Origin of the sequence: Curtobacterium sp. TC1 (assembly GCF_019844075.1) — a bacterium.
Lineage (GTDB): Bacteria > Actinomycetota > Actinomycetes > Actinomycetales > Microbacteriaceae > Curtobacterium.
Map to the genome: position 1 here is coordinate 1605695 of NZ_CP081964.1, position 19154 is coordinate 1624848.

Genomic DNA, 19154 nt, shown 5'->3' on the forward strand with positions numbered 1-19154 from the left:
CCGGGTCGACCAGGGCCGCGACTACCCGAGCAGCTCCGGCCGCTCCCACTCCTGGCCGAGCACGTGCTGCCCGAGGAACGCGAACACGGTCTCGTACCAGACCACGGCGTGCTGCGGCGAGAGCACCCAGTGGTTCTCGTCCGGGAAGTACAGGAACCGGTGCGGCATCGTGCCGTCCGGCGCCGCGTGGTGCTCGGCGAGCTCGGACCAGAGCCGCAGCCCCTCGCCGATCGGCACCCGGTAGTCCTTGTCGCCGTGGATGACGAGCATCGGGGACGTGATGTCTGCCACGAAGCGGTGCGGGTCGTTCGCCTCGATGCCGGCGGCGTCGAAGATCGACGACCAGTACTGCGACGAGTCCGTGGTGCCGTTGAACTGGTCGAGCGCCCACAGGCTGGCGTGCGTGACGATCGCGCGGAACCGATCGGTGTGCCCGGCGACCCAGTTCGCCATGTAGCCGCCGAACGAACCGCCCATCGCGGCCGTGCGGGTCTCGTCGATGTCGCCGCGCGCCTCGACCGCATCGGTGATCGCCATCAGGTCGGTGTACGGAGCCTGCCCCCACGCGTTCCACCCGCGGTTCACGAAGTCGAGCCCGTAGCCGGTCGACAGCGCCGGGTCCGGCAGCAGCACGGCGTACCCACGCGCCGCCAGGAGCATCGGGTTCCACCGCCACGACCACTGGTTCCACGAGTTGAGCGGTCCGCCGTGGATCCAGAGCAGCAGCGGGTGCGGCCCGTCGCGCTCCGGCACCACCAGCCAGCCGCGCACGCGCGCACCGTCGGCCGCCGTGGTCTCGACCTCTTCCAGGTGCGCGGGGACGTCGGGCAGGGCCGCCGGCGTCGCGAGCGGGGTCACCACCCCGTCCGTCGCGATCCGCACGGGGTGCAGCGGCGCCGCCCAGGAGGCCCGGAGCGCCACGACCGCACCGGTCGCCTCCGCCACGCGCAAGCTCGAGTACGCCCAGTCGTCGTGGGTCAGCTGCTCGACGGCTGCGCCGTCGAGCGGGATGCGGAAGACCGGTGCCCGGCCGTCCTGGTCGGCCACGGCCAACAGGGCCCGGTCGCCGTGCTCGAACACGAGCTCGCTCGGCCAGCGGTCCCAGTCGGTGGCGATGCGGTGCGGGTCCGACCCGTCGATGCCGGCGGTCCAGACCTCTTGCTGGGCCGCGCCGGCAGGCGTGGAACGAACCGTCCTGACCCACGCGATCGTGCGGCCGTCGTGGCTCAGGGCGGGCATCTCGTGGTCGACGTCGACGTCGTCGAAGAGCACCGTGCGGTGGCCGCTGGCGCAGTCGATCGTGACGAGCGTCGAGCGGTCCCCACGGGCCTCCCGGACGCCCACGGCTGCCAGCAGGACCGATCCGTCGGGCGTGAGCGCTCCGGCGACGTGGTCCAGCGACCGGCCCGGGGCCGGTGTGCGGTCGGTGAGGCGGGGGAGTGCGGCGTCCCCGGCGTCCTCGGTGTGGCCGTCTGCCAGGTCGAGCGTCAGCACGTGCGTCTGGTCCGGGCCGAGGTCGTGGTCCCAGTACCGGACCGGGTACGTCTCGTGCAGGATCGCGCGGACCTTCTTGTCCCTACGGGCCTTGCGGAGCTCGGCGTCCGCGTCGAGCACGGTCGTCGGGTCGGAACCGGCCCCGGGCAGCAGGTCGGCGGTGAGCGCGACGGTGTCGGCGGCTGCAGCGGTCGCGAGCACACCGCCGACCCCGCCGGTGAGCCGGGTGAGGGGGCGTGCCTCACCACCGGCTGCCGGAAGGACCCAGAGCTGGGCGGCCTCGACGTCGGCCGCGTCGGCATCGGGGCGGGTGGAGACGAAGAGCAGGTCGCCGGTGCGGGTGAAGGCCACGCCGCCCTCGCCCTTGGCGGAACGGGTGAGGCGGACGGCGCTACCAGGTGCGTATCCGCTGGCCGCGTCGGCGTCGTTCCCTGCTGACACCTGCCAGATCGAACGGCGGTACCCGGTGCGGTCCGGGTCGAGCGCACTGACCGTCAGGGCGACGCGCTCACCGTCGGGGCTGATCGCGATCCCGTCGACCCGGGGAAGGGCGATGTACTGGTCGAGGTCGGCGAACGGCGTCGTCATGCGTCCACGCTCACCAGGTCGTCCGCCCAGAACGCGGCGATCTGCTCGGCGACCGCCGTGCCCTGGGTGCGGCCGGCCTCCGCCGACGGCGCCTGGGTGGCCAGCGAGAGCGAGTTCGTGCCGAAGGCTTCCTGGGCGGTGCTGTCGGCCACGACGACCTCGACCGAGCTGCCGCCGGCGCGGAGCGACTCGACCGCGACGTCGAGCCAGGGGCCGACCGGCGACGGACCCTCGGGACCGCAGGCGATGACGAGGACACGCTCGTGGCCGGCGGCGGCGTCGGCGTTCGTGCCGGACCGGACCCCGCCGTCGACGTACGGTCGGCCCTCGATGCCGACGGGCGACCACACGAAGGGCACGGAGCAGCTCGCGGCGACCGCGCGGGGGAGCGGGACGCCGTCGGCCGCGGTCAACAGCCGGAACGTGCCGTCGGTGGCGTCGACCGCGGTGATCGCGAGCGGCTTGCCCGGCCATTCGGTGGACGGCAGGGTCTCGGCGAAGGTCGCCACGCGTTCGTCGTCGGTCTGACCGTCGGTGACCTGCTGGGCGGCGAGGCCGAGGCGGGCGCGGGCATCCTGCTCGCCGGTCGCCCCCTCGAGCGCGGCGCCGATCCGCTGCTGGACGGCGTCGGTGTCGATGGCCGGCGGCTCGACGTAGGTCGTCGGCGCCGGGGTGTGCTGCTGGTCGTACGCCTGCTGTACCGCACCGTTTCGGACGAAGGCCCCGACGACGCTGCCGGCGCTCGTGCCGACGACGAGGTCTGCTGCGTCGAGGTCGACGCCGGCGTCCTGCAGGGCGGAGAGCACACCGACCTCCCACGCGATCCCGGCGACACCACCACCGCCGAGGACGAGGGCTCTGGTTCCGGGTACGGGCGTCGCGACGTCGGTCATGGGTCCTGCTTACCAGCTGCCGGCGACGCGCTGGTGGAGACCCGGTCTCGCTGTGGAGAACTGCCCTGTGGACAACTCCGATCGCGTCGGTGGCGTGACCTAGCGTCGTGGTCATGGGGCAACAGCGTTCAGGACGGGTCGGCACGGTCGGGTGGCCGATCGTGGTGGCGGCCGCGCCCACCGCGGCGTTCCAGCTGCCGAACCTGTTCGTCACTCCGGCGGTCCGACTGTCGCTCGTCGTGTTCGGGCTCGTCGTGCTGGTCGGTGCCGTGGCGGTGCAGGTGGTCCGGACCCGACGCAGCGACGCTGTGCGGGCGGTGGCCGAGGAGAACGCGACCGCGGCGGAGCTCGAACAGTCGACGGCGGTCCGGTACGCGTTCGGCCAGATCGCCACCCGGCTCGTCCGGTTCGCCGAACTGCCCCGTTCCGAGCGTCACGCCGAACTCTCCGTCGTCGCCGACCGCATCGCCGTGGCCCTGGCGTTCTACCTGCTGCCGAAGGTGCCCGACGTCCGCGCCAACGTGTACCAGCTGTCCACCGATCTGCGTGCGCTCGAACCGATCGGTCACGGGGGCGCCGGCGACACCGCTGGGGTCTTCCGCGCGGGCACGCCCTACGGCGACCGCAACCTCGAGTGGGTGCTGGTCGGAGGGTCACCCCGGATCGTCGGCGACCGCTCCGCCGACGTCGATGTCGACCAGGACGTGTCGGGCTTCGAACCGCGGTACTCCTCGTACGTCTCGGTGGTGATCCGGTCCGACCAGTACTCGTTCGGCATGCTCACCGTCGACTCCCCGGTCCCCGACGCCTTCACCGATCTCGACGCGAAGAACATCGCGATGATGGCGTCGTTCATGGCCGTGGCGTTCTCGTTGACCTACTCGTTCCCCGAGCGCGACCGCAATCCAAGGAAAGGCCCGTGATGCTCACACGCTCTGTCGGACGCTCGACGTACGATGCCCTCATGACGACCGTGAACCCTGCTCCGCCGTCGTTCGGGCGTGCCCGGATCTCATCGCCCAACTGGAACGACACCACCACCGACGCCGACTACGAAGACCTCGACGTCATCGCCGCCAACCTCGAGCGCGAGCGCGAAGCAGCCCGGATCCGGGTCGCCGCAGCCATCGCCGCGCGCCTGGGTCGCTGACCCTTCCCGCATCCTCCACGACGAACGGCTCCCACGTGCGTGGGAGCCGTTCGTCGTCCGGGTTCGGGGCTACTGCGCCTCGGGCACATCGATCAGCACCTTGCCGACGGTGTCCTGCTCGACGGCGTCGTGCGCGTCCGCGGTGCGGGCGAGGTCGAACCGCGTGAGCGGGAGCCCGGCGTCCTCGCCGACCGGCAGCACGCCGTCGTGCAGTGCCTCGGTGACGTCCTCGGCCGCGGCTGCCAGTGCTTCGTCGCCGATCGTGTAGAGCAGCAGGAACTGGTACCGCGCGTTGACGCTCATGTTCGGGCGGATCGGCAGCGAGGCCTCGTCGCCGCCGTTGTTCGCGTAGATCGACACGACGCCGTGGTTCGCGAGCACGTCGGCGACCAGGGCGGCGTTCTGTGGGATCGACACCTCGACCACGATGTCGACGCCGTCGGGAGCGATGTCGCGGATGCGAGCCGCGGCGTCGTCCTGCCGGTAGTTCACGACGTGGTGAGCGCCCGCGGCGGTGGCGAGCGCGGCCTTGTCGTCCGAGCTGATGGTCGTGATCACCGTCGCGCCGGCCCAGCGGGCGAGCTGGATCGCGGCGTGCCCCACGGCGCCGGCACCGCCAGCGACGAGCACGGTGAAGCCGTCGAGGGATCCGGGGCCGAGTCGCGACGGACCGTCCTCGTGCGTGGTCAGGGCACGGTGCGCCGTCATCGCCGGCACCCCCAACGAGGCGCCGACGTCGAACGAGATGCCGTCGGGCAGGCGGACCGCGCGGCTCTCCGGCACGACGGTGTACTCCTGTGCGGTGCCGGTCGGACGCGAGGCTGCGGCCATGAAGAGCCACACGCGGTCACCGACGGCGAGGTCCTCGACACCCGGGCCGACCGCGTCGACGATGCCGGCGCCGTCCTGGTTCGGCGTGATCTCGGGGAACGGCAGGCCGTCGCCGTAGGTGCCGCCGGCCCGGGCCTTCCAGTCGGTCGGGTTCACGCCGGAGACGACCACGCGGACGCGGACCTCGCCGGCGCCGGGTTCGGGGACGTCCCGCTCGACGAGTTCGAGGACGCTGCTGTCACCGGGCTTCGTGTAGACGATCGATCGCATGTCCCCAGGCAACCACTCGCCGCCGTCGGGGATTCCGAGTGTGGGCGTGGCGACGCTTCGTGAGCAGGAATGGTCGGGTGCGCGCTGCCGACCCGACCATTCCTGCTCACGAAGTGCTCCGCGCCCGTCCGCCCGCGCCCCCGCGCCCGCGCCGCGCCCGCCCGCGCCCGTCAGCGCGCGTCGTACTCCTCGCGCGACACGGCGACGTCGTCCATGTGGGACGTCGCCCACGCCTCGAGCGGCTCGAGCACCCGGCGGAGCGACCGCCCGCGATCGGTCAGTTCGTACTCGACGTGCGGCGGGATCTCCGGGAACACCGTCCGCGTCACGAGCCCGTCCCGTTCGAGCGCGCGGAGTGTCTGCGTGAGCATCTTCTGCGACACGCCCTGTACCCGGTTCGCGATCGCCGAGTACCGTTGCGGCCCGTCGGCGAGGGTGCCGATTGTCAGCACACTCCAGCGGTCGCCGATGCGGTCGAGCAACTGTCGGCTGGGGCAGTCCGCCGCGTAGGGGCTGTACTCGAGTGCTGACATGCTGGCTTGGCCTCCGTGACGACGGGCTCCGTTACGCACTGTGAGGTGCCTACTTACTCAAAGAGAGTAACTCTTGTACGGTGAGCAGCACCAGCCCCACGAAAGGAACAGCATGACCAGCATCGTCGTCTTCGGAGGCACCGGCTACGCCGGCTCCGCCATCACCCGCGAAGCCCTCTCCCGTGGCATCGCCGTCACCGCCGTCGCGCGCGACACGAGCAAGCTCGACGCCGCAGAGGGCCTGACCCTGGCGCAGGGCGACGCGTTCGACGCCGACTTCGTGGCCGAGGTCACGAAGGACGCCGACGTCATCGTCGTCGCGCTGCACGCGGTCCAGGCCGACGGCAGTGAGCTCAAGGACAAGTTCCAGCACTTCGTCGACGCTGCCTCCAGCGCCGGTGCGCGGCTCGGCATCGTCGGCGGCGCCGGTTCGCTGCTCGTCGCCGAGGGTGGTCCGCGCCTGTTCGACTCGGCCGAGTTCCCGGACGCGTTCAAGGGCGAGGCGAAGAGCCACGCGCAGATCCTCGACGCGCTCCGTGCCTCGGACACCGACGTCGACTGGTTCTACGTCAGCCCGGCCGCCGGCTACGGCAGCTACAACCCGGGTGAGCGCCGCGGCACGTACCGCACGACCGACGAGGTCCTGCTCGCCGACGCCGAGGGCAACTCGGACATCTCCGGTGACGACTTCGGTCTGGCCTTCGTCGACGAGATCGCGAACCCGGCACACCACCAGACGCGCTTCGGCGTCGCCTACTGAGGCAACCGCTCGCGGGACGGGACGGGACGGGACGGGACGGGACGCGCGTGGCGGGGTCGCCCCGAGCCTCCCTCCCGCCCGTCCCGGACCGCGTCCGCGCCCCGTCGCGGGCATTGCGCCCCTGTGAGTCGGGGCGCGACGCCCGCAACGGGGCGCGACGCGTCCGCGCGCAACCCTCGGGGCGCGACGCGTCGGCGCGCAGCGCCTCGGGCTGCGCCCACCCCTCCGCTCAGTGCGCGACGATCGCCGGCAGCGGCACGTGGTGGCGCATGCGCACCGCCACGTGCAGGCCTCCGCGGCGGGCGAGGACGAGCGCGATCACGGCGGCGGCCGCCGCGGGCACCCCACCGGCGACCATCATCCCGACGTGCGCCCCGAAGTGGTCGACGACCTGGCCCATGAGCGGCCCGCCGATCGCCTGACCACCGAGCAGCACGAGCACGTAGAGCGACATCACCCGGCCGCGGATCGCCACGTTCGAGGACAGCTGCACGAGCGAGTTCGACGCGGTCTGGAACAGCAGCTGCGACATCCCGACGGCGACGAGCGCCACGGTGAACGGCGCGATCACGGGGATGGACCCGGAGACCACGAGCAGCACCCCGGTCCAGAAGACCCCGCCCACGATGGTCCGGAGCCGCACGACCGCCCGCCGCGTGGAGAGCAGGGCGCCGACGAGTGCGCCGATCGCCACGGCGGAGTTGAACACGCCGTACCCGGCGGCGCCGACGTCGTACACCTGGGACGCGAAGGCCGACAGCAGCACGGGCATCGTCAGTGCGAACACCGAGAAGAACGCGACGAGGATCACCGGCACGATGATCGTCGGCTTGTTCACGGCGTAGCGGAGCCCCTCGATCAGCTGCCCCTTGCCGCGGGGTGCCGGGGGCGTCCGGTGCAGCTCCGAGACCTTCAGGAACCCGAGCGTCACGACGACGGCGACGCAGGCGATCGCGTTCACGCCGAACGACCACCCCGCCCCGACGGCGACGAGCAGTGCGCCGGACAGCGCCGGTCCGATCATGCCGCCCAGCTGGAACACCGACGAGTTCACGCTGATCGCGTTGCGGAGGTGCTGGTGCCCGACGATCTCGGTGACGAACACCTGCCGGGCTGGGTTGTCGATCACGGTGACCATGCCGACCAGGAACGCGATCACCCAGATGTGCCAGGCCTCGACGACCCCGGCCAGCGTCAGCACGGCGAGCAGCGCGGACAGCACCGCGAAGGCGCCCTGCGTGATCATCATCAGCGCGCGCTTCGAGAACCGGTCCACGAGCACCCCGCCGAGCAGCCCGAACAGCAGCATCGGCGCGAACTGGCAGGCGACGGTGATGCCGACCTGCGCGACCGAGCCGGTCAGCTGCAGGACGAGCCAGTCCTGGGCGATGCGCTGCATCCACCCGGCGGTCATCGCGACGAGGTTGGTGGCCGTGAACAGCCGGAAGTTCGGCACGGACAGGGCGATGAGGGTGTGCCGCCAGGGCGGGCGGGTGGCCTGGATCGGGAGTGGTTCGGTGGGCGGGGGGAGGGTCGTCGATGACGCACTCACGGTGAGGGGTTCTCCGGACGTCGTTGCGGATCTGGTACCCCAACGAAACTACGTGACCGAGGGCCATTCGACACCCCTATGGTGGCTATCAATCCATTGCGATGTCGAATGACCGCGCGAACGCCCGCGAACGAACGAGGTGCCCCGTGCTCGATCCGGTCCTGCTGCAGACCTTCCTCGCCGTCGCCGAGACGCAGAGCTTCACGCAGGCCGGAGCCCGCCTCGGCATCAGTCAGCCCACCGTGTCCCAGCACGTCCGGCGGCTCGAGACCGCGGTGTCCCGCACCCTCGTCGCACGCGACACCCGTGGCGTCACCCTCACCGACAACGGCGACGCGATGGCCGGCTTCGCCCGGACGATCCTCGCCGCGCACGCCACCGCGGACGCGTACTTCTCGGGGTCGGCGACCCGCGGGCGGCTCCGGTTCGGCGCGGCCGACGACCTGGCGATCACGCAGTTGCCGCGCATCCTCCGCGACTTCCGGCGGCTGCACCCGCAGGTGAACCTCGAGCTGACGGTCAACCAGTCGTCGCCGCTGCTGCGCCGGGTGCACGCCGGCCAGCTCGACCTGGTGTTCATCAAGCAGACCGCGGGGGAGTCCGCCGAGGGCACCCGCGTCGCGACCGACCAGATGGTGTGGATGGCGCAGGACGGCATCGCGGTCGAACGCGACGAGCCCGTGCCGCTCATCGCGTACCAGGCGCCGAGCATCAGCCGGCAGATGGCGATCGACGCCCTCGAGGCCGCCGGCCGCACCTGGCGGATCACCTGCAACACCCGCGACGTCAACGGTGTCCTGGCCGCGGTGCGGGCGGGGATCGGCGTGGCGGTGTTCCCGCACTCGCTCATCCCGGCGGACCTCGTGAAGGTGTCGCAGCGGTTGGGGCTGCCGGACCTGCCGGCGGTCGACTACGTCCTCATCGCCAACCCGACGGTGCAGCGCGAGCCGATCGACGCCCTGACGAACGCGATCCTGTCCCGCGGGGTCGTCCGCGCGGTCTGACCGCGACCGGCGTGCAGCGGACGCGCGGGCTACGGCGCGAGGGTCGGAGTCGTCCCGGTGCCGGTCAGGTCGGGCAGCGTCACACCGGCGAGCGGCAGCAGCGCCGAGGCGACGGCCCACAGCAGCACGAGTGTGCCGACGCCACCGAACACGGCGCCGAGCAGCGCGACCGGCCGCTGCCACGTCGCCGCCCGGTCGCGCAGCGTCACGAGCGACACCACCAGCGCGAGGAGTCCGAGCACGACACCGACACCGTGGACGGTCGCCGGCGCGGTGAACCACCACGCCGCGAGTCCGAGCGTCGCGATGCCGGCCACGGCGCCCAGCACCGCTCCGGGCGTCGCACCGAGTGCACGGCGCGGCTCCGGCTGGGCGGCTGCGGCCACGGGCTGGTCGAGCAGTTCGGTCGGGAGGCCCGGCTCGGCCCCGACGGACGCACTCGCCTCGGCACGGGGTGCGGTCACGGGCACGACCGGGTCCGGCGCCATCGGTGCGGTCGACGAGGCGGTCGGCGCCGACGGCGCCTGCAGGACCGCGTCGAAGGACCGCACGTGGGCGGACGCCGGCGTCGGTGCCGGTGTCACGGTGGCGGCGGCCTGCTGGTGGGCGAAGCGGCGGGGCGTGCGGAAGCCGATCGGGCCGACGGGTTCGGGCTCGGTGCCCTCGACGACGACGTGCTCCAGGCCGGGCACCGAGAACCGGGGCTGGCCGGCGGTGGGAACGGGCGACGGCGCGGGAGCCGGTGCGGTGCGGGGAGCGGCGTCGATCGTCGAGACCGGGGCGGGGGCGGAGGCCACGGCGGCGGTGTCGAACGGCACGGTGTGCACGGACGGCGAGGTCGGCGCCGGCGGCAGGAGGTCCTGCTGCGGCGGGTAGTCGGGGACCGCGACGTCGTCCTCGACGAGGCTCGCGATCGACGCGGGCTCCGGCGTCGGCACGGCCGTCGGGGCGAGCGTGGCCGTCGGCTGCGGGCCGGAGCCGACCACGGCGGTGGGTGCCGGCGCACCGTGGGCGGTGCGTGACGTGGCGGGGGTGTGACGAGCCTCCTGGCCGGTGCTCGCTGCGGCGTCGGGGGCGAGCCGCTCGACGGCCACGGCCGGTTCGACGACCGGTGCGGTCACCCAGGACGGGACGGGACGGCGCGGCCGTTCCGAATCCTGCATGCGATGCGACGCCACTACGGTGTTCCCTTCGTCGACTGATCCATCGTCAGTTCTAGCGGCAACGGTCGCGGATGTCGCAGCCCCAGTTCCGGGGTCGCCGGTCCGTTCGGGGCATGACCGGCGACCGGGCGGGGCCGAGACGCAGAGGCGTCAGCGGGTCGCTGCCTGCAGGGCTTCGCGCAGCTGGTCGGCGGTCAGGCGCGGGCCGTAGCCGGGGGTGTCCCGCTGGATGCGCCAGCCCTCGGCGAGGGGTCCGGCGTCGACGACGTCGAAGCCGAACTGGTCGATGAGGTCCGTGGTGACCTGCTTCGCCTCGGCGTCGTCGCCCGCGACCACGAGGGCGCGGCGGTCCGGGGTGCCGGCCGGGGTGGCGTGGCCGGTGAGGTCCGCGGCGCCGATGTGGTTGAAGGCCTTGACGACCCGCGCGCCGGGCAGGTGGTCCTGCAGCAGCTCGGCGGTCGTCGTCGACCCGTCGTCGAGCGCGGCGATGTGGCCGTCGCGCTCCCAGTAGTAGTTGTTCGTGTCGATGACGACCTTGCCGACGAGCGGTTCCGCCGGGATCGTGTCGATCGCGGCGAGCGGCACGGTGACGACGACGACTTCGCCCGCGGCGGCGGCTTCGTCACGGGTGGCCGCACGGGCCTGGTCGCCGAGCTCGGTCACCAGGTCGGTCAGGGTCTCGGGGCCGCGGGAGTTCGCGATCACCACCTGGTGGCCGTGCTGCACCGCGAGTCGTGCGAGTTGGGATCCGATGTTGCCTGCGCCGATGATGCCGATCGTTGTCATGGTGTCCATCCAACGCTCGGCGGCCACGAGCATTCCCCGTGGAGCGCGTGCGCCCCGGGCGGAGCATGATGGCGGCATGGACCACGAGTTCCGCGACGAGACCGACCAGGACCGCTACGCCATGTACGTCGGCGGTGAGCTCGTGAGCGTGCTCGACTACCGCGAGAACGGCGACGCGATCGCGTTCCCGCACACGTACACGGTGCCGAAGCACCGCGGGCACGGCTACGCGGCCGAGCTCGTCGAGTACGCCGTCGCGGACGTCGAGTCGAACTCGACGAAGCGGGTCGTGCCGATGTGCTGGTTCGTCGGCAAGTGGTTCGACGAGCACCCCGAGAAGTCAGACCTGCTCATCCGCAGTGCCGCGGACTGAGCCGACGCGAGAAGAGGGCCACATGCCCACCATCACCCCGTTCCTCTGGTACGACGACCAGGCCGAGCAGGCCGCCCGGTACTACGTCGACCTGTTCCCCGGCAGCTCGATCGACAGCGTGGCGAAGACCCCGGACGGCGCGACGCTGGTCGTCGAGTTCACGTTGCTCGGGCAGCCGTACCGGGCGATGAACGGCGGCCCGGGACACCCGCACACCGACGCCGTCTCGTTCCAGGTCGACGTGGACACGCAGGACGAACTCGACCGCATCTGGGACGCCCTGCTCGCCGACGGCGGAACGCCGAGCATGTGCGGCTGGTTGTTCGACCGTTGGGGTGTCGCCTGGCAGGTGACGCCGTCGAAGATGGGCGAGCTGATGACCGGGTCGGGCGACCCCGAGGCGAACGCCCGTGTCTTCCAGGCGATGACGACGATGCAGAAGCTCGACATCCCCGCACTCCGGGCCGCAGCCGCCGGCCACTGAGTCAGAACCTCGCGTACCGCCCGGTATGGTGTCGGCACGGAAGACCGCCGGCCGGCGCCGGCACCGACAGGCTGGAGCCACGATGGACCACCCGAGCTCCCAGATCCGGAACAGCGAGATCGGCCGGGCCTACACCGAACTCGCCCGGATCACCCGGCGCGCGAGCATCCGCGCCCGCGGGGCCGACGACGCATTGAGCGTCGTCGACCAGTCCCTCGTCGACTTCGTGGTGCAGCACCCCGGCTGCATGGCCATCGACATCGCCCGGTACCTGCGCCTGAACCGCTCGACGATCTCCCGCCAGCTCTCCGGGCTCCTCGCCACGGGCCTGATCCGGACGACCGACGGCGGCACCGGCAACGCGAAGCCCCTGGAGGCGACGGACGCCGGCCGCACCGCGCTCGAACGCTCCGTGCAACTGCACCGCGACGCGCTGGAGGAGCGGCTCGCCGGCTGGTCCGACGACGACATCGCCCTGCTCGCCGGCCTGCTGGAACGGCTCGGCGCCTCGGACGAGGCCGGGCTGCCGACGCCCGGGCGCGCGTCGACGTGACGACCTCGTTCGTCCTGCTCTCCGACACGCACCTGCCGAAGCGGGCGAAGGACCTACCGGCGGCGCTCTGGTCCGACGTCGACGCCGCCGACCTCGTGGTGCACGCGGGGGACTGGGTCGACCTCGCCACCCTCGATGCCGTGCAGGCCCGATCGCGCCGGTTCGAGGGGGTGCGCGGCAACAACGACGGCCCCGAGTTCGATGACCGGCTCCCGCTCGTCGCACGCTTCGCCGTCGAGGACCTGCGCTTCGCCCTGGTGCACGAGACCGGCGCCGCGACGGGCCGGGAGCGCCGGATGGCCGCCGAGTACCCGGACGTCGACGTGCTCGTCTTCGGGCACTCGCACATCCCGTGGGACACCGTCGCGCCGTCCGGACTGCGGCTGCTCAACCCCGGGTCGCCCACCGATCGTCGCCGGCAGCCGGACTTCACGTGGATGCGCGGGACGGTGACCGGCGCGGACCTGACCGTCGAACTGGTGCGGCTGCCGCCGCCCGCGCGCTGACGGACCCGCGGTGCCGAGACTCGGGCCAGGCCACAGTTCTCGGGCCCGGGGCCGCGAGAAGTGTCGCTCACGCCGAGACTCGGGCCCCCGGAACCGTCAGCGGCATCTCGAAGAACGCCAGCTCCCACTCGGTCGAGCGGCGGAACGCCCGCGCCATCCGCCCCCGCTCGGCCGGGGTCGCGGCTGCTGCCGTCTCCTCGACCAGCCGGGTCGCCTCGGCGCTCGACGCCGCGAAGCCCTCGTCGCCGTACGCGGCGATCCAGTCCGCGAACGGGTGTCCGTCCGGCGCCGTGCCGAGCTGCGCGCCCACCCAGGCGTAGACCCGGAAGCAGGGGAGCACCGCCGCGGCGAGCACGGCCGCCGACCCGGAGTCCGCCGCCTGTTGCAGGTGCGCCAGGTACCCGGCGCACGTCGGGTGGACGGGGTCGTCGGCGTGGGTGCCGGCGAGCCGTCGGTGGTGCAGGTCGCGGGCCTCGGCGGCGCACCCCTCGGACGCGGCAGCCCAGAACGCGGCAGCCGCAGGACCCGCACCAGCACCGGCAGCGCTCGCCGCCAGCGCCGCGAGGTGCCGCTCGTACGCCCGCAGGTAGTGCACGTCCTGTGCGAGGTACCCCGCGAACACGTCCGCATCGAGCGTCCCGTCCCGCAGCCCCACGAGGAACCCGCACGCGATCGTCGACCGCAGCAGGGAGCCGACGTCCTCCCACCACACGTCGGTGGACGGGACCACGGGCAGCGCGGCGCGGACCACGGCGCCGTGGTCGATCGGCCCGTTGCCGGACCCGACCTGCAGCTCATCGGCTCCCTGCAGCGCCGCCGTCAGCCAGGGCTTCGCCACCCCGACCGCGAGCTCCCAGTCCCCGTGCCGGGCAGCGAGCGTCGCGATTGCACTCGACAGGGAGCACCCGGTGCCGTGCGTGTTGGCCGTCGCGACGCGGGGAGCGGTGAACCGCCGAGCGGACCCCGACGGCGACACGAGCACGTCGTCGGAGGTCGGCCCCTCGTCGTGCCCGCCCTTCGCCAGCACGAGGACGTCCCACGTCGACGCCACGAGCCGCGCGGCATCCAGCGACGACAGCGGAGCCCGCGACGGAGCCCCGGCCAGCTCCGCCAGAACCGCCAGCTCGGCCCGGTTCGGCGTGACCAGGTCGGCCAGGGCGAACAACGTGCCCATCGCGGCGGCGGCGTCCTCGTCGAGCAGCCGGTCCCCGCTCGTCGCCACCATCACCGGGTCCACGACGACCACGGGCGGCCGGTGCTCCCGCAGCCAGTCCGTCACGACGCGGACGACCGGTGCCGTGCCGAGCATGCCGATCTTCACGGCGTCGATCGTGACGTCGTCCGACACCGCGTCGAGCTGCTCCCGCAGGAACGCGACGTCCGGCACGTGCACCGACCGCACGCCGTGCGTGTTCTGCGCGACGAGGGCCGTCACCACCCCCATGCCGTAGCCGTCGTGCGCGGCGATCGCCTTGAGGTCGGCCTGCAGCCCGGCACCGCCCGTCGGGTCGGTCCCGGCGACGGCCAGGACGCGCGGGACGGTCACGAGTCCGCCCCGTGGTGCGAGGAGGCCGGGAGGAACGGATCGCCCCGACCGGATCGCGTCGCCTCCGCCGCGTGTCCGGTTCCAGGGCCCCACGCGGTCACGTACGCGGCCGCCGCGGATCCGGGATCGGCCGCGGCGCAGATGCCCGACACGATCGCGACCCCGGCGGCGCCCGCTGCTCGGAGCGGCACGACGTCGTCGAGCGTGATGCCGCCGATCGCCACGCACCGTACCTCGGTCGCCGCCGCGAGCCGGGCGAACCCCTCGTGACCGAGCGCCGGCGGGTGGTCGGCCTTCGTCGCCGTGGGGTGCACGACCCCGACGCCGAGCAGGTCGACGGTACCGCGGGGCAGCCGCTCGACGGCAGTCAGGTGCTCGAGCGTGTTCGCCGTCAACCCGACGTGCGCGTCCGGCCCGAGCAGCGCCCGGGCGACGGTCACGGGCACGTCCGACTGGCCGAGATGCACCCCGGCCACCCGGTGCCCCGCGTGCCGAGCGGCGAGGGCGACGTCGAGCCGGTCGTCGACCACCACGACCGCGCGGTCCCCGACAGCGTCGGCCACGGCGGCGGCCAGGGCGAGCAGGTCACGGGCCGAGGCGTCCTTGTCCCGCACCTGCACGATCCCGACCCCGGCGTGCACCGCAGCGCGGACCACCCCGAGCACCCCGACACCGTGCCGGTCGGCCAGCGCGCCGTCGGTCACCAGGTAGACGCCGACGTCCCGCCGCGGCCCGCTCATGCCGGCACCACCGGGGACGCAGGCTCAGCCTCGACCGTGATCCGGGCCTCGCGGACGACGTCCTCCGGGGTGAGCGACGCCAGCCGGTCCAGGAACAGCGGCTGGAAGGTGCCGGGGCCGCCGGCCTCGCGGGCAGCGAGCTCCGCGGCGATGGTGTGCACCGCGGTCGCGGCGACCGCGGCCGCGCCGGCGTCGTCGGGTGCGACCGCCGTGAACGCGGCGACGACCGCGCCGAGGGCACACCCGCCCCCGGTGATCCGCGTCAACAGGTCGGTGCCGTTCGCGACCCGCACCACACCGGTGCCCGGCGCGACCAGCAGGTCGACGGGACCCGACACGGCCACCGCGGCCACGAGCCTCCCGGCCGACGCCTGCACGGACGCGAGACGGGCGTCCTCGGTGCCCACCGTGCTGTCGACGCCGCGACCACCGGCCGAGTCGCCGAGCAGGGCGAGCACCTCGGAGGCGTTGCCGCGCAGCACCGTCGGGTGCAACCCGAGCAGGTCGCGGGCCAGGGCGGTGCGCACCGGCAGCGAGCCGACGGCGACGGGGTCGAGCACCCACGGGGTACCCGTGTCGCGGGCGGCGCGAGCAGCCTCGAGCGCGGCCACCCGCGGTTCCGCGTGCGGGGTGCCGGTGTTCACCAACAGGGCGTCCGCCACCCCGGCGAACGGCCCCGCCTCGGTCGGGACGTCGACCATCGCGGGTGACGCACCGAGCGCGAGCAGCACGTTCGCGGTGACGTTCTGCACCACGGTGTTCGTGATGCACTGCACCAACGGACTCCGGGCACGGACGGCCTCGAGCAGTTCGGCGGTTCGGTGGGCCCAATCAGGGGAGGGCGCAGCGGTTTCCATGGACGATCCCTTCGCGAGTACGAGCTCGAGCAGGTTCGACGGGTGTGATCTCAGCCGCTGGTTGCGGCACCCCGTGTCTCGAGCGACACCGTACACGAGCCGCTGCGTCGTGCCACGGCCGTCGTCTCCGGTCACATGTCCGGCCCCGTGTGACAGGGTTGACGGGTGCCAGACACCACGCCTCCCGGACCGCCCCCGGGCCCCCGCGACCCCGGCGACGCCTGGGCGGTCGGCCCCGACGGCACCAAGGCCTGGGGACTCTTCGGCGCCGCCGGACTGCTCGTCGACGACGGCGCCGGACGCGTGCTCCTGCAGCACCGCGTCGAGTGGAGCCACCACGGCGGCACCTGGGGCATCCCCGGCGGCGCACGACACCAGGGCGAGGACGCCGTCACCGGCGCACTCCGCGAGTCCGCGGAGGAAGCCGGGGTGCCGCACGACGGCGTCGACCTGCGCCACACCGCACTGCTCGACCTGGGGTTCTGGACCTACACGACCGTCGTGGGGCGCGCCTCCCGGCCCTTCGAACCGGTCATCGCGGACCGCGAGAGCATCGCGCTCTCCTGGATCCCCGTCGACGACGTCGACGACCTGCCGCTGCACCCCGGGTTCGGGAAGTCGTGGCCGGCCCTCCGCGCGTCCATCACCACCACGCCGCACATCGTCGTCGACGCCGCGAACGTCGTCGGCAGCGTGCCCGACGGGTGGTGGAAGGACCGCGCGGGTGCCGCCGCGCGCCTGCTGTCGTCGGTGACGGCGCTCGCCGCGTCCGGGGTGGCGGCCGACCTGCTCGCGTTGCCGTTCACCCGGTGGTGGCCGCGGTGGACGGTGGTGCTCGAGGGCGCAGCCCGTGGCGCCACGTCGGACGGGACCGACGCGTCCGGACCGGTCGAGGTCGTGCATGCGCCGGGCTCCGGCGACGACGCGATCGTTTCGGCTGCGCAGTCCGCGGTGGACGCGGGGGACGGACCCGTCGTGGTGGTCACCGCCGACCGTGGGCTCCGCGCCCGCGTCGAGGCGATCGACGCTGTCGTGCACGGACCGTCCTGGCTGCGCGACCAGTCCTAGCGGGGCGGCGCGGCACGACTCGCCGTGTCCTTCGTTGTGACGTGTTGTTCACACCGCTGTGTCACGAGCCGACCCACTCGTCGGTACGCTGGCCGGACGTCAACGGAGACGCACACACAGGAGGTTCTCCATGGAGCGGATCACCAGGGCCGACGACCGAGTCCACCGCCCGGCCGGGCCGTGGACACCGACCGTCCACCGGCTGCTCGCACACCTGCACGAACAGGGGTTCGTCGCGGCACCGGAGCCGATCGAGCACGGCGACACCCTCGAGACGGTGTCGTTCGTCCCCGGGGTCGCGGGGGAGTACCCGTGGACCGAGGACGTCGCGAGCGAAGCCGCCCTCGTCACGAGCGCCCGGCTGCTCCGGCAGTTCCACGACGCCGCAGCCACGTATCCGCTCGACGCGACACGCGACCTCTGGTCACAGGCGGTCCGTGCCCCCGTCGAGACGATCGTGCACGGCGACTTCGCCCCGTACAACTGCGTCTACGACGGCATCCAGGCCGTGGGGCTCATCGACTTCGACACCGCACACCCCGGGCCCCGCGTCTGGGACGTCGCGAGTGCCGTGTACCGGTTCGCCCCGTTCACCACCGGAGACGTCGAGGGCATGACCGCCCCCGCCCTCGAGGACCGGCTCGCCCGTGCCGCGGAGTTCTGCCGCGCCTACGACCTCGACGCCCGCTCCCGCAGCGTCCTTGTCGAGACGATGACCGCGTCCCTCGTCGCGATGGTCACCACCATGGAGACCGAGGCCGCCGCGGGCAACCCGAAGTTCGTCAGCGACCTGGCACACGGGCACGCCGACCTGTACCGGGCCGACGTCGCCTACCTCGAGCAGCACGCCGACGCCATCGCCGCCGCCGTCGCGTGACCCCGACCCCTGCGCAGCTCCGCACGCTGCGGCTCGCCGCGCAGGGGATCGCGGTCCCCGGGCTCGACCCCACCGCCGCCGTCGAGCGGATGACCGCCGTGCAGGGTCAGGACCTCGGCCAGGCGCTCTGGGCCATCGGGGTCCGCGCACCCGGGGCAAGCCGCGACGACGTCCGCGCCGCCTTCGACCGCGGTGGACTCGTCCGCTCCTGGCCGATGCGGGGCACCCTGCACGCCGTGCGCCCCGACGACCTGCGACTCCTGCTCTCCCTGACCGCCGAACGGACCCTGCGGAGCATCGCCCGACGCGCCACCGAACTCGGCATCGACCGGCCCCTGCTCGACCGAGCCCGGGACGCCACGGTCGCCGCACTCTCCGGCGGTCGTGCCCTCGTCCGCGACGAACTCTTCGAGGAGTACCGCGCCGCCGGAATCGACCCCGCCGCCGGCCGCGGCTACCACCTGCTGCTGCAGCTCTCCCAAGAGGGACTCGTCGCCTGGGGACCCACCGCCCGCGTCGGCCAGGGACTCGTGCTCCTCGACGAGTGGGCACCGGCGGCCGCCGAGGTCCCGGACCGCGACGAAGCACTCCGCCGCGTCCTCGTCGGCTACCTGCGCGGCCGGGGTCCCGCAACCGAGACCGACGCCGCCGGCTGGACGAAGCTCCCGCTCGGCGACCTCCGCCGTGCCCGAGCCGCAGCCGGCGACGCCGTCGAGGACCTCGGCGACGGACTCCTCGCGCTCGCCGACCGTCCCACCACCGGCGGGACACCCATCGTGCACCTACTGCCCGGGTTCGACGAGTACCTGCTCGGGTACGCCGACCGCTCCGCTCAGCTCGACCCCGCGCACGCCGACCGGGTCGTCCCCGGCGCCAACGGGATGTTCCTGCCGATGGTCGTCGTCCGCGGTCGGGTCGTCGGCACCTGGAAGCGGACCGAGCGCGCCGGCGGGGTCCTCGTCACCGTCACGCCCTTCGCGGCGCTCGACACCGCTGCGGTGCGCGCGCTCGACGCGGCCGCCGCCCGGTACGCGCGGTTCCTCGACGCGCCCGTCGCGTTCGGGGTGGTGGAGGCGACCAGCCGCTGACCGCAGCCGGTGGTGTCGAGTCCTTCCAACCCTCCAGG

At 73.1% G+C, this 19154-nt stretch carries 21 protein-coding genes and 1 riboswitch; of the genes, 11 read left to right on the forward strand and 10 right to left on the reverse strand.

The window, feature by feature from the left end; translation table 11 throughout:
- Positions 1-21: 21 nt before the first annotated feature.
- Positions 22-2082: an alpha/beta fold hydrolase gene (locus KZI27_RS08740; RefSeq protein WP_222660644.1), complete on the reverse strand. Its 2061-nt coding sequence runs from the start codon at positions 2080-2082 to the stop codon at positions 22-24.
- On the reverse strand, positions 2079-2975 hold the full coding sequence (locus tag KZI27_RS08745; RefSeq protein WP_222660645.1) for a patatin-like phospholipase family protein: 897 nt from the start codon (positions 2973-2975) through the stop codon (positions 2079-2081). The genes KZI27_RS08740 and KZI27_RS08745 overlap by 4 nt, the downstream gene beginning before the upstream one ends.
- Before the next feature lie 113 nt (positions 2976-3088).
- Between KZI27_RS08745 and KZI27_RS08750 the strand changes: the two genes are divergently transcribed.
- Positions 3089-3898 carry a hypothetical protein gene (locus KZI27_RS08750; RefSeq protein WP_222660647.1) on the forward strand — a complete coding sequence of 270 codons (810 nt, stop codon included), beginning with the start codon at positions 3089-3091 and terminating at the stop codon, positions 3896-3898.
- A gap of 41 nt (positions 3899-3939) precedes the next feature.
- Entirely contained in the window at positions 3940-4125 is a 186-nt protein-coding gene (locus KZI27_RS08755; RefSeq protein ID WP_205462139.1) for a hypothetical protein, read from the forward strand.
- A 69-nt stretch (positions 4126-4194) separates the two neighbouring features.
- Here the strand turns inward: KZI27_RS08755 and KZI27_RS08760 are convergent, their stop codons facing one another.
- Together KZI27_RS08760 and KZI27_RS08765 are read right to left on the reverse strand one after the other, a co-directional pair.
- A complete protein-coding gene (locus KZI27_RS08760) occupies positions 4195-5226 on the reverse strand; it encodes an NADPH:quinone reductase (RefSeq protein ID WP_222660649.1) in 1032 nt (343 codons plus the stop codon).
- Positions 5227-5396: 170 nt separating this feature from the next.
- Positions 5397-5759, reverse strand: coding sequence for a winged helix-turn-helix transcriptional regulator (locus KZI27_RS08765; RefSeq protein WP_222660651.1), 363 nt, complete (start codon positions 5757-5759; stop codon positions 5397-5399).
- 112 nt (positions 5760-5871) lie between these two features.
- On the opposite strand from KZI27_RS08765, the gene KZI27_RS08770 reads away from it, so the two are divergent.
- Positions 5872-6519 (forward strand): NAD(P)-dependent oxidoreductase, encoded by a 648-nt coding sequence (locus KZI27_RS08770; protein WP_222660652.1) that lies wholly within the window; start codon positions 5872-5874, stop codon positions 6517-6519.
- A 229-nt stretch (positions 6520-6748) separates the two neighbouring features.
- Here the strand turns inward: KZI27_RS08770 and KZI27_RS08775 are convergent, their stop codons facing one another.
- Positions 6749-8071, reverse strand: a complete 1323-nt coding sequence (locus tag KZI27_RS08775; RefSeq protein WP_123312984.1) for an MFS transporter — start codon at positions 8069-8071, stop codon at positions 6749-6751.
- A gap of 146 nt (positions 8072-8217) precedes the next feature.
- Here KZI27_RS08775 and KZI27_RS08780 point away from each other — a divergent pair, with 146 nt between their 5' ends.
- Complete coding sequence (locus KZI27_RS08780; RefSeq protein WP_123292823.1) at positions 8218-9075, forward strand: LysR substrate-binding domain-containing protein; 858 nt, start codon at positions 8218-8220, stop codon at positions 9073-9075.
- Between the two features lie 29 nt (positions 9076-9104).
- Here the strand turns inward: KZI27_RS08780 and KZI27_RS08785 are convergent, their stop codons facing one another.
- Together KZI27_RS08785 and KZI27_RS08790 are read right to left on the reverse strand one after the other, a co-directional pair.
- The gene (locus KZI27_RS08785; protein WP_222660654.1) at positions 9105-10196 is read right to left on the reverse strand and encodes a hypothetical protein; all 1092 of its coding nucleotides are present in this window, start codon (positions 10194-10196) and stop codon (positions 9105-9107) included.
- Positions 10197-10388: 192 nt separating this feature from the next.
- Positions 10389-11024 carry an NADPH-dependent F420 reductase gene (locus KZI27_RS08790; protein ID WP_222660656.1) on the reverse strand — a complete coding sequence of 212 codons (636 nt, stop codon included), beginning with the start codon at positions 11022-11024 and terminating at the stop codon, positions 10389-10391.
- 76 nt (positions 11025-11100) lie between these two features.
- Here KZI27_RS08790 and KZI27_RS08795 point away from each other — a divergent pair, with 76 nt between their 5' ends.
- The 4 genes from KZI27_RS08795 to KZI27_RS08810 all read left to right on the forward strand — a co-directional run bounded on the left by KZI27_RS08795 (position 11101) and on the right by KZI27_RS08810 (position 12940).
- Entirely contained in the window at positions 11101-11397 is a 297-nt protein-coding gene (locus KZI27_RS08795) for a GNAT family N-acetyltransferase (protein WP_222660658.1), read from the forward strand.
- Between the two features lie 22 nt (positions 11398-11419).
- Positions 11420-11881 (forward strand): VOC family protein, encoded by a 462-nt coding sequence (locus KZI27_RS08800; protein WP_222660659.1) that lies wholly within the window; start codon positions 11420-11422, stop codon positions 11879-11881.
- A gap of 82 nt (positions 11882-11963) precedes the next feature.
- Positions 11964-12434 carry a MarR family winged helix-turn-helix transcriptional regulator gene (locus tag KZI27_RS08805; RefSeq protein WP_222660661.1) on the forward strand — a complete coding sequence of 157 codons (471 nt, stop codon included), beginning with the start codon at positions 11964-11966 and terminating at the stop codon, positions 12432-12434.
- Entirely contained in the window at positions 12431-12940 is a 510-nt protein-coding gene (locus KZI27_RS08810; protein ID WP_222660663.1) for a metallophosphoesterase family protein, read from the forward strand. The genes KZI27_RS08805 and KZI27_RS08810 overlap by 4 nt, the downstream gene beginning before the upstream one ends.
- 67 nt (positions 12941-13007) lie before the next feature.
- On the opposite strand, the gene thiD is transcribed toward KZI27_RS08810, so the two are convergent.
- The 3 genes from thiD to thiM all read right to left on the reverse strand — a co-directional run bounded on the left by thiD (position 13008) and on the right by thiM (position 16083).
- The gene (gene thiD / locus KZI27_RS08815) at positions 13008-14486 is read right to left on the reverse strand and encodes a bifunctional hydroxymethylpyrimidine kinase/phosphomethylpyrimidine kinase (protein ID WP_222660665.1); all 1479 of its coding nucleotides are present in this window, start codon (positions 14484-14486) and stop codon (positions 13008-13010) included.
- Positions 14483-15226: a thiamine phosphate synthase gene (gene thiE / locus KZI27_RS08820; RefSeq protein ID WP_222660667.1), complete on the reverse strand. Its 744-nt coding sequence runs from the start codon at positions 15224-15226 to the stop codon at positions 14483-14485. The genes thiD and thiE overlap by 4 nt, the downstream gene beginning before the upstream one ends.
- Positions 15223-16083, reverse strand: a complete 861-nt coding sequence (gene thiM / locus KZI27_RS08825) for a hydroxyethylthiazole kinase (RefSeq protein WP_222660669.1) — start codon at positions 16081-16083, stop codon at positions 15223-15225. Before thiM ends, thiE begins: the two co-directional genes overlap by 4 nt.
- Positions 16072-16167, reverse strand: a riboswitch (TPP riboswitch). It overlaps the preceding gene by 12 nt.
- Before the next feature lie 81 nt (positions 16168-16248).
- On the opposite strand from thiM, the gene KZI27_RS08830 reads away from it, so the two are divergent.
- From KZI27_RS08830 to KZI27_RS08840, 3 genes are all read left to right on the forward strand, one after another.
- Positions 16249-17151, forward strand: coding sequence for an NUDIX hydrolase (locus KZI27_RS08830; protein ID WP_222660671.1), 903 nt, complete (start codon positions 16249-16251; stop codon positions 17149-17151).
- 130 nt (positions 17152-17281) lie between these two features.
- Entirely contained in the window at positions 17282-18028 is a 747-nt protein-coding gene (locus KZI27_RS08835) for a phosphotransferase enzyme family protein (protein WP_222660673.1), read from the forward strand.
- Entirely contained in the window at positions 18025-19116 is a 1092-nt protein-coding gene (locus KZI27_RS08840; RefSeq protein ID WP_222660675.1) for a winged helix DNA-binding domain-containing protein, read from the forward strand. Before KZI27_RS08835 ends, KZI27_RS08840 begins: the two co-directional genes overlap by 4 nt.
- The last annotated feature ends 38 nt before the right edge of the window (positions 19117-19154 follow it).

Bases quoted from the DNA above. Each gene is read 5' to 3' on its own strand.
- KZI27_RS08740 (WP_222660644.1), bottom strand. From the start codon at position 2,082: ATGACGACGCCGTTCGCCGACCTCGACCAGTACATCGCCCTTCCCCGG.
- KZI27_RS08745 (WP_222660645.1), bottom strand. From the start codon at position 2,975: ATGACCGACGTCGCGACGCCCGTACCCGGAACCAGAGCCCTCGTCCTC.
- KZI27_RS08750 (WP_222660647.1), top strand. From the start codon at position 3,089: ATGGGGCAACAGCGTTCAGGACGGGTCGGCACGGTCGGGTGGCCGATC.
- KZI27_RS08755 (WP_205462139.1), top strand. From the start codon at position 3,940: ATGACGACCGTGAACCCTGCTCCGCCGTCGTTCGGGCGTGCCCGGATC.
- KZI27_RS08760 (WP_222660649.1), bottom strand. From the start codon at position 5,226: ATGCGATCGATCGTCTACACGAAGCCCGGTGACAGCAGCGTCCTCGAA.
- KZI27_RS08765 (WP_222660651.1), bottom strand. From the start codon at position 5,759: ATGTCAGCACTCGAGTACAGCCCCTACGCGGCGGACTGCCCCAGCCGA.
- KZI27_RS08770 (WP_222660652.1), top strand. From the start codon at position 5,872: ATGACCAGCATCGTCGTCTTCGGAGGCACCGGCTACGCCGGCTCCGCC.
- KZI27_RS08790 (WP_222660656.1), bottom strand. From the start codon at position 11,024: ATGACAACGATCGGCATCATCGGCGCAGGCAACATCGGATCCCAACTC.
- KZI27_RS08795 (WP_222660658.1), top strand. From the start codon at position 11,101: ATGGACCACGAGTTCCGCGACGAGACCGACCAGGACCGCTACGCCATG.
- KZI27_RS08800 (WP_222660659.1), top strand. From the start codon at position 11,420: ATGCCCACCATCACCCCGTTCCTCTGGTACGACGACCAGGCCGAGCAG.
- KZI27_RS08805 (WP_222660661.1), top strand. From the start codon at position 11,964: ATGGACCACCCGAGCTCCCAGATCCGGAACAGCGAGATCGGCCGGGCC.
- thiE (WP_222660667.1), bottom strand. From the start codon at position 15,226: ATGAGCGGGCCGCGGCGGGACGTCGGCGTCTACCTGGTGACCGACGGC.
- thiM (WP_222660669.1), bottom strand. From the start codon at position 16,083: ATGGAAACCGCTGCGCCCTCCCCTGATTGGGCCCACCGAACCGCCGAA.
- KZI27_RS08835 (WP_222660673.1), top strand. From the start codon at position 17,282: ATGGAGCGGATCACCAGGGCCGACGACCGAGTCCACCGCCCGGCCGGG.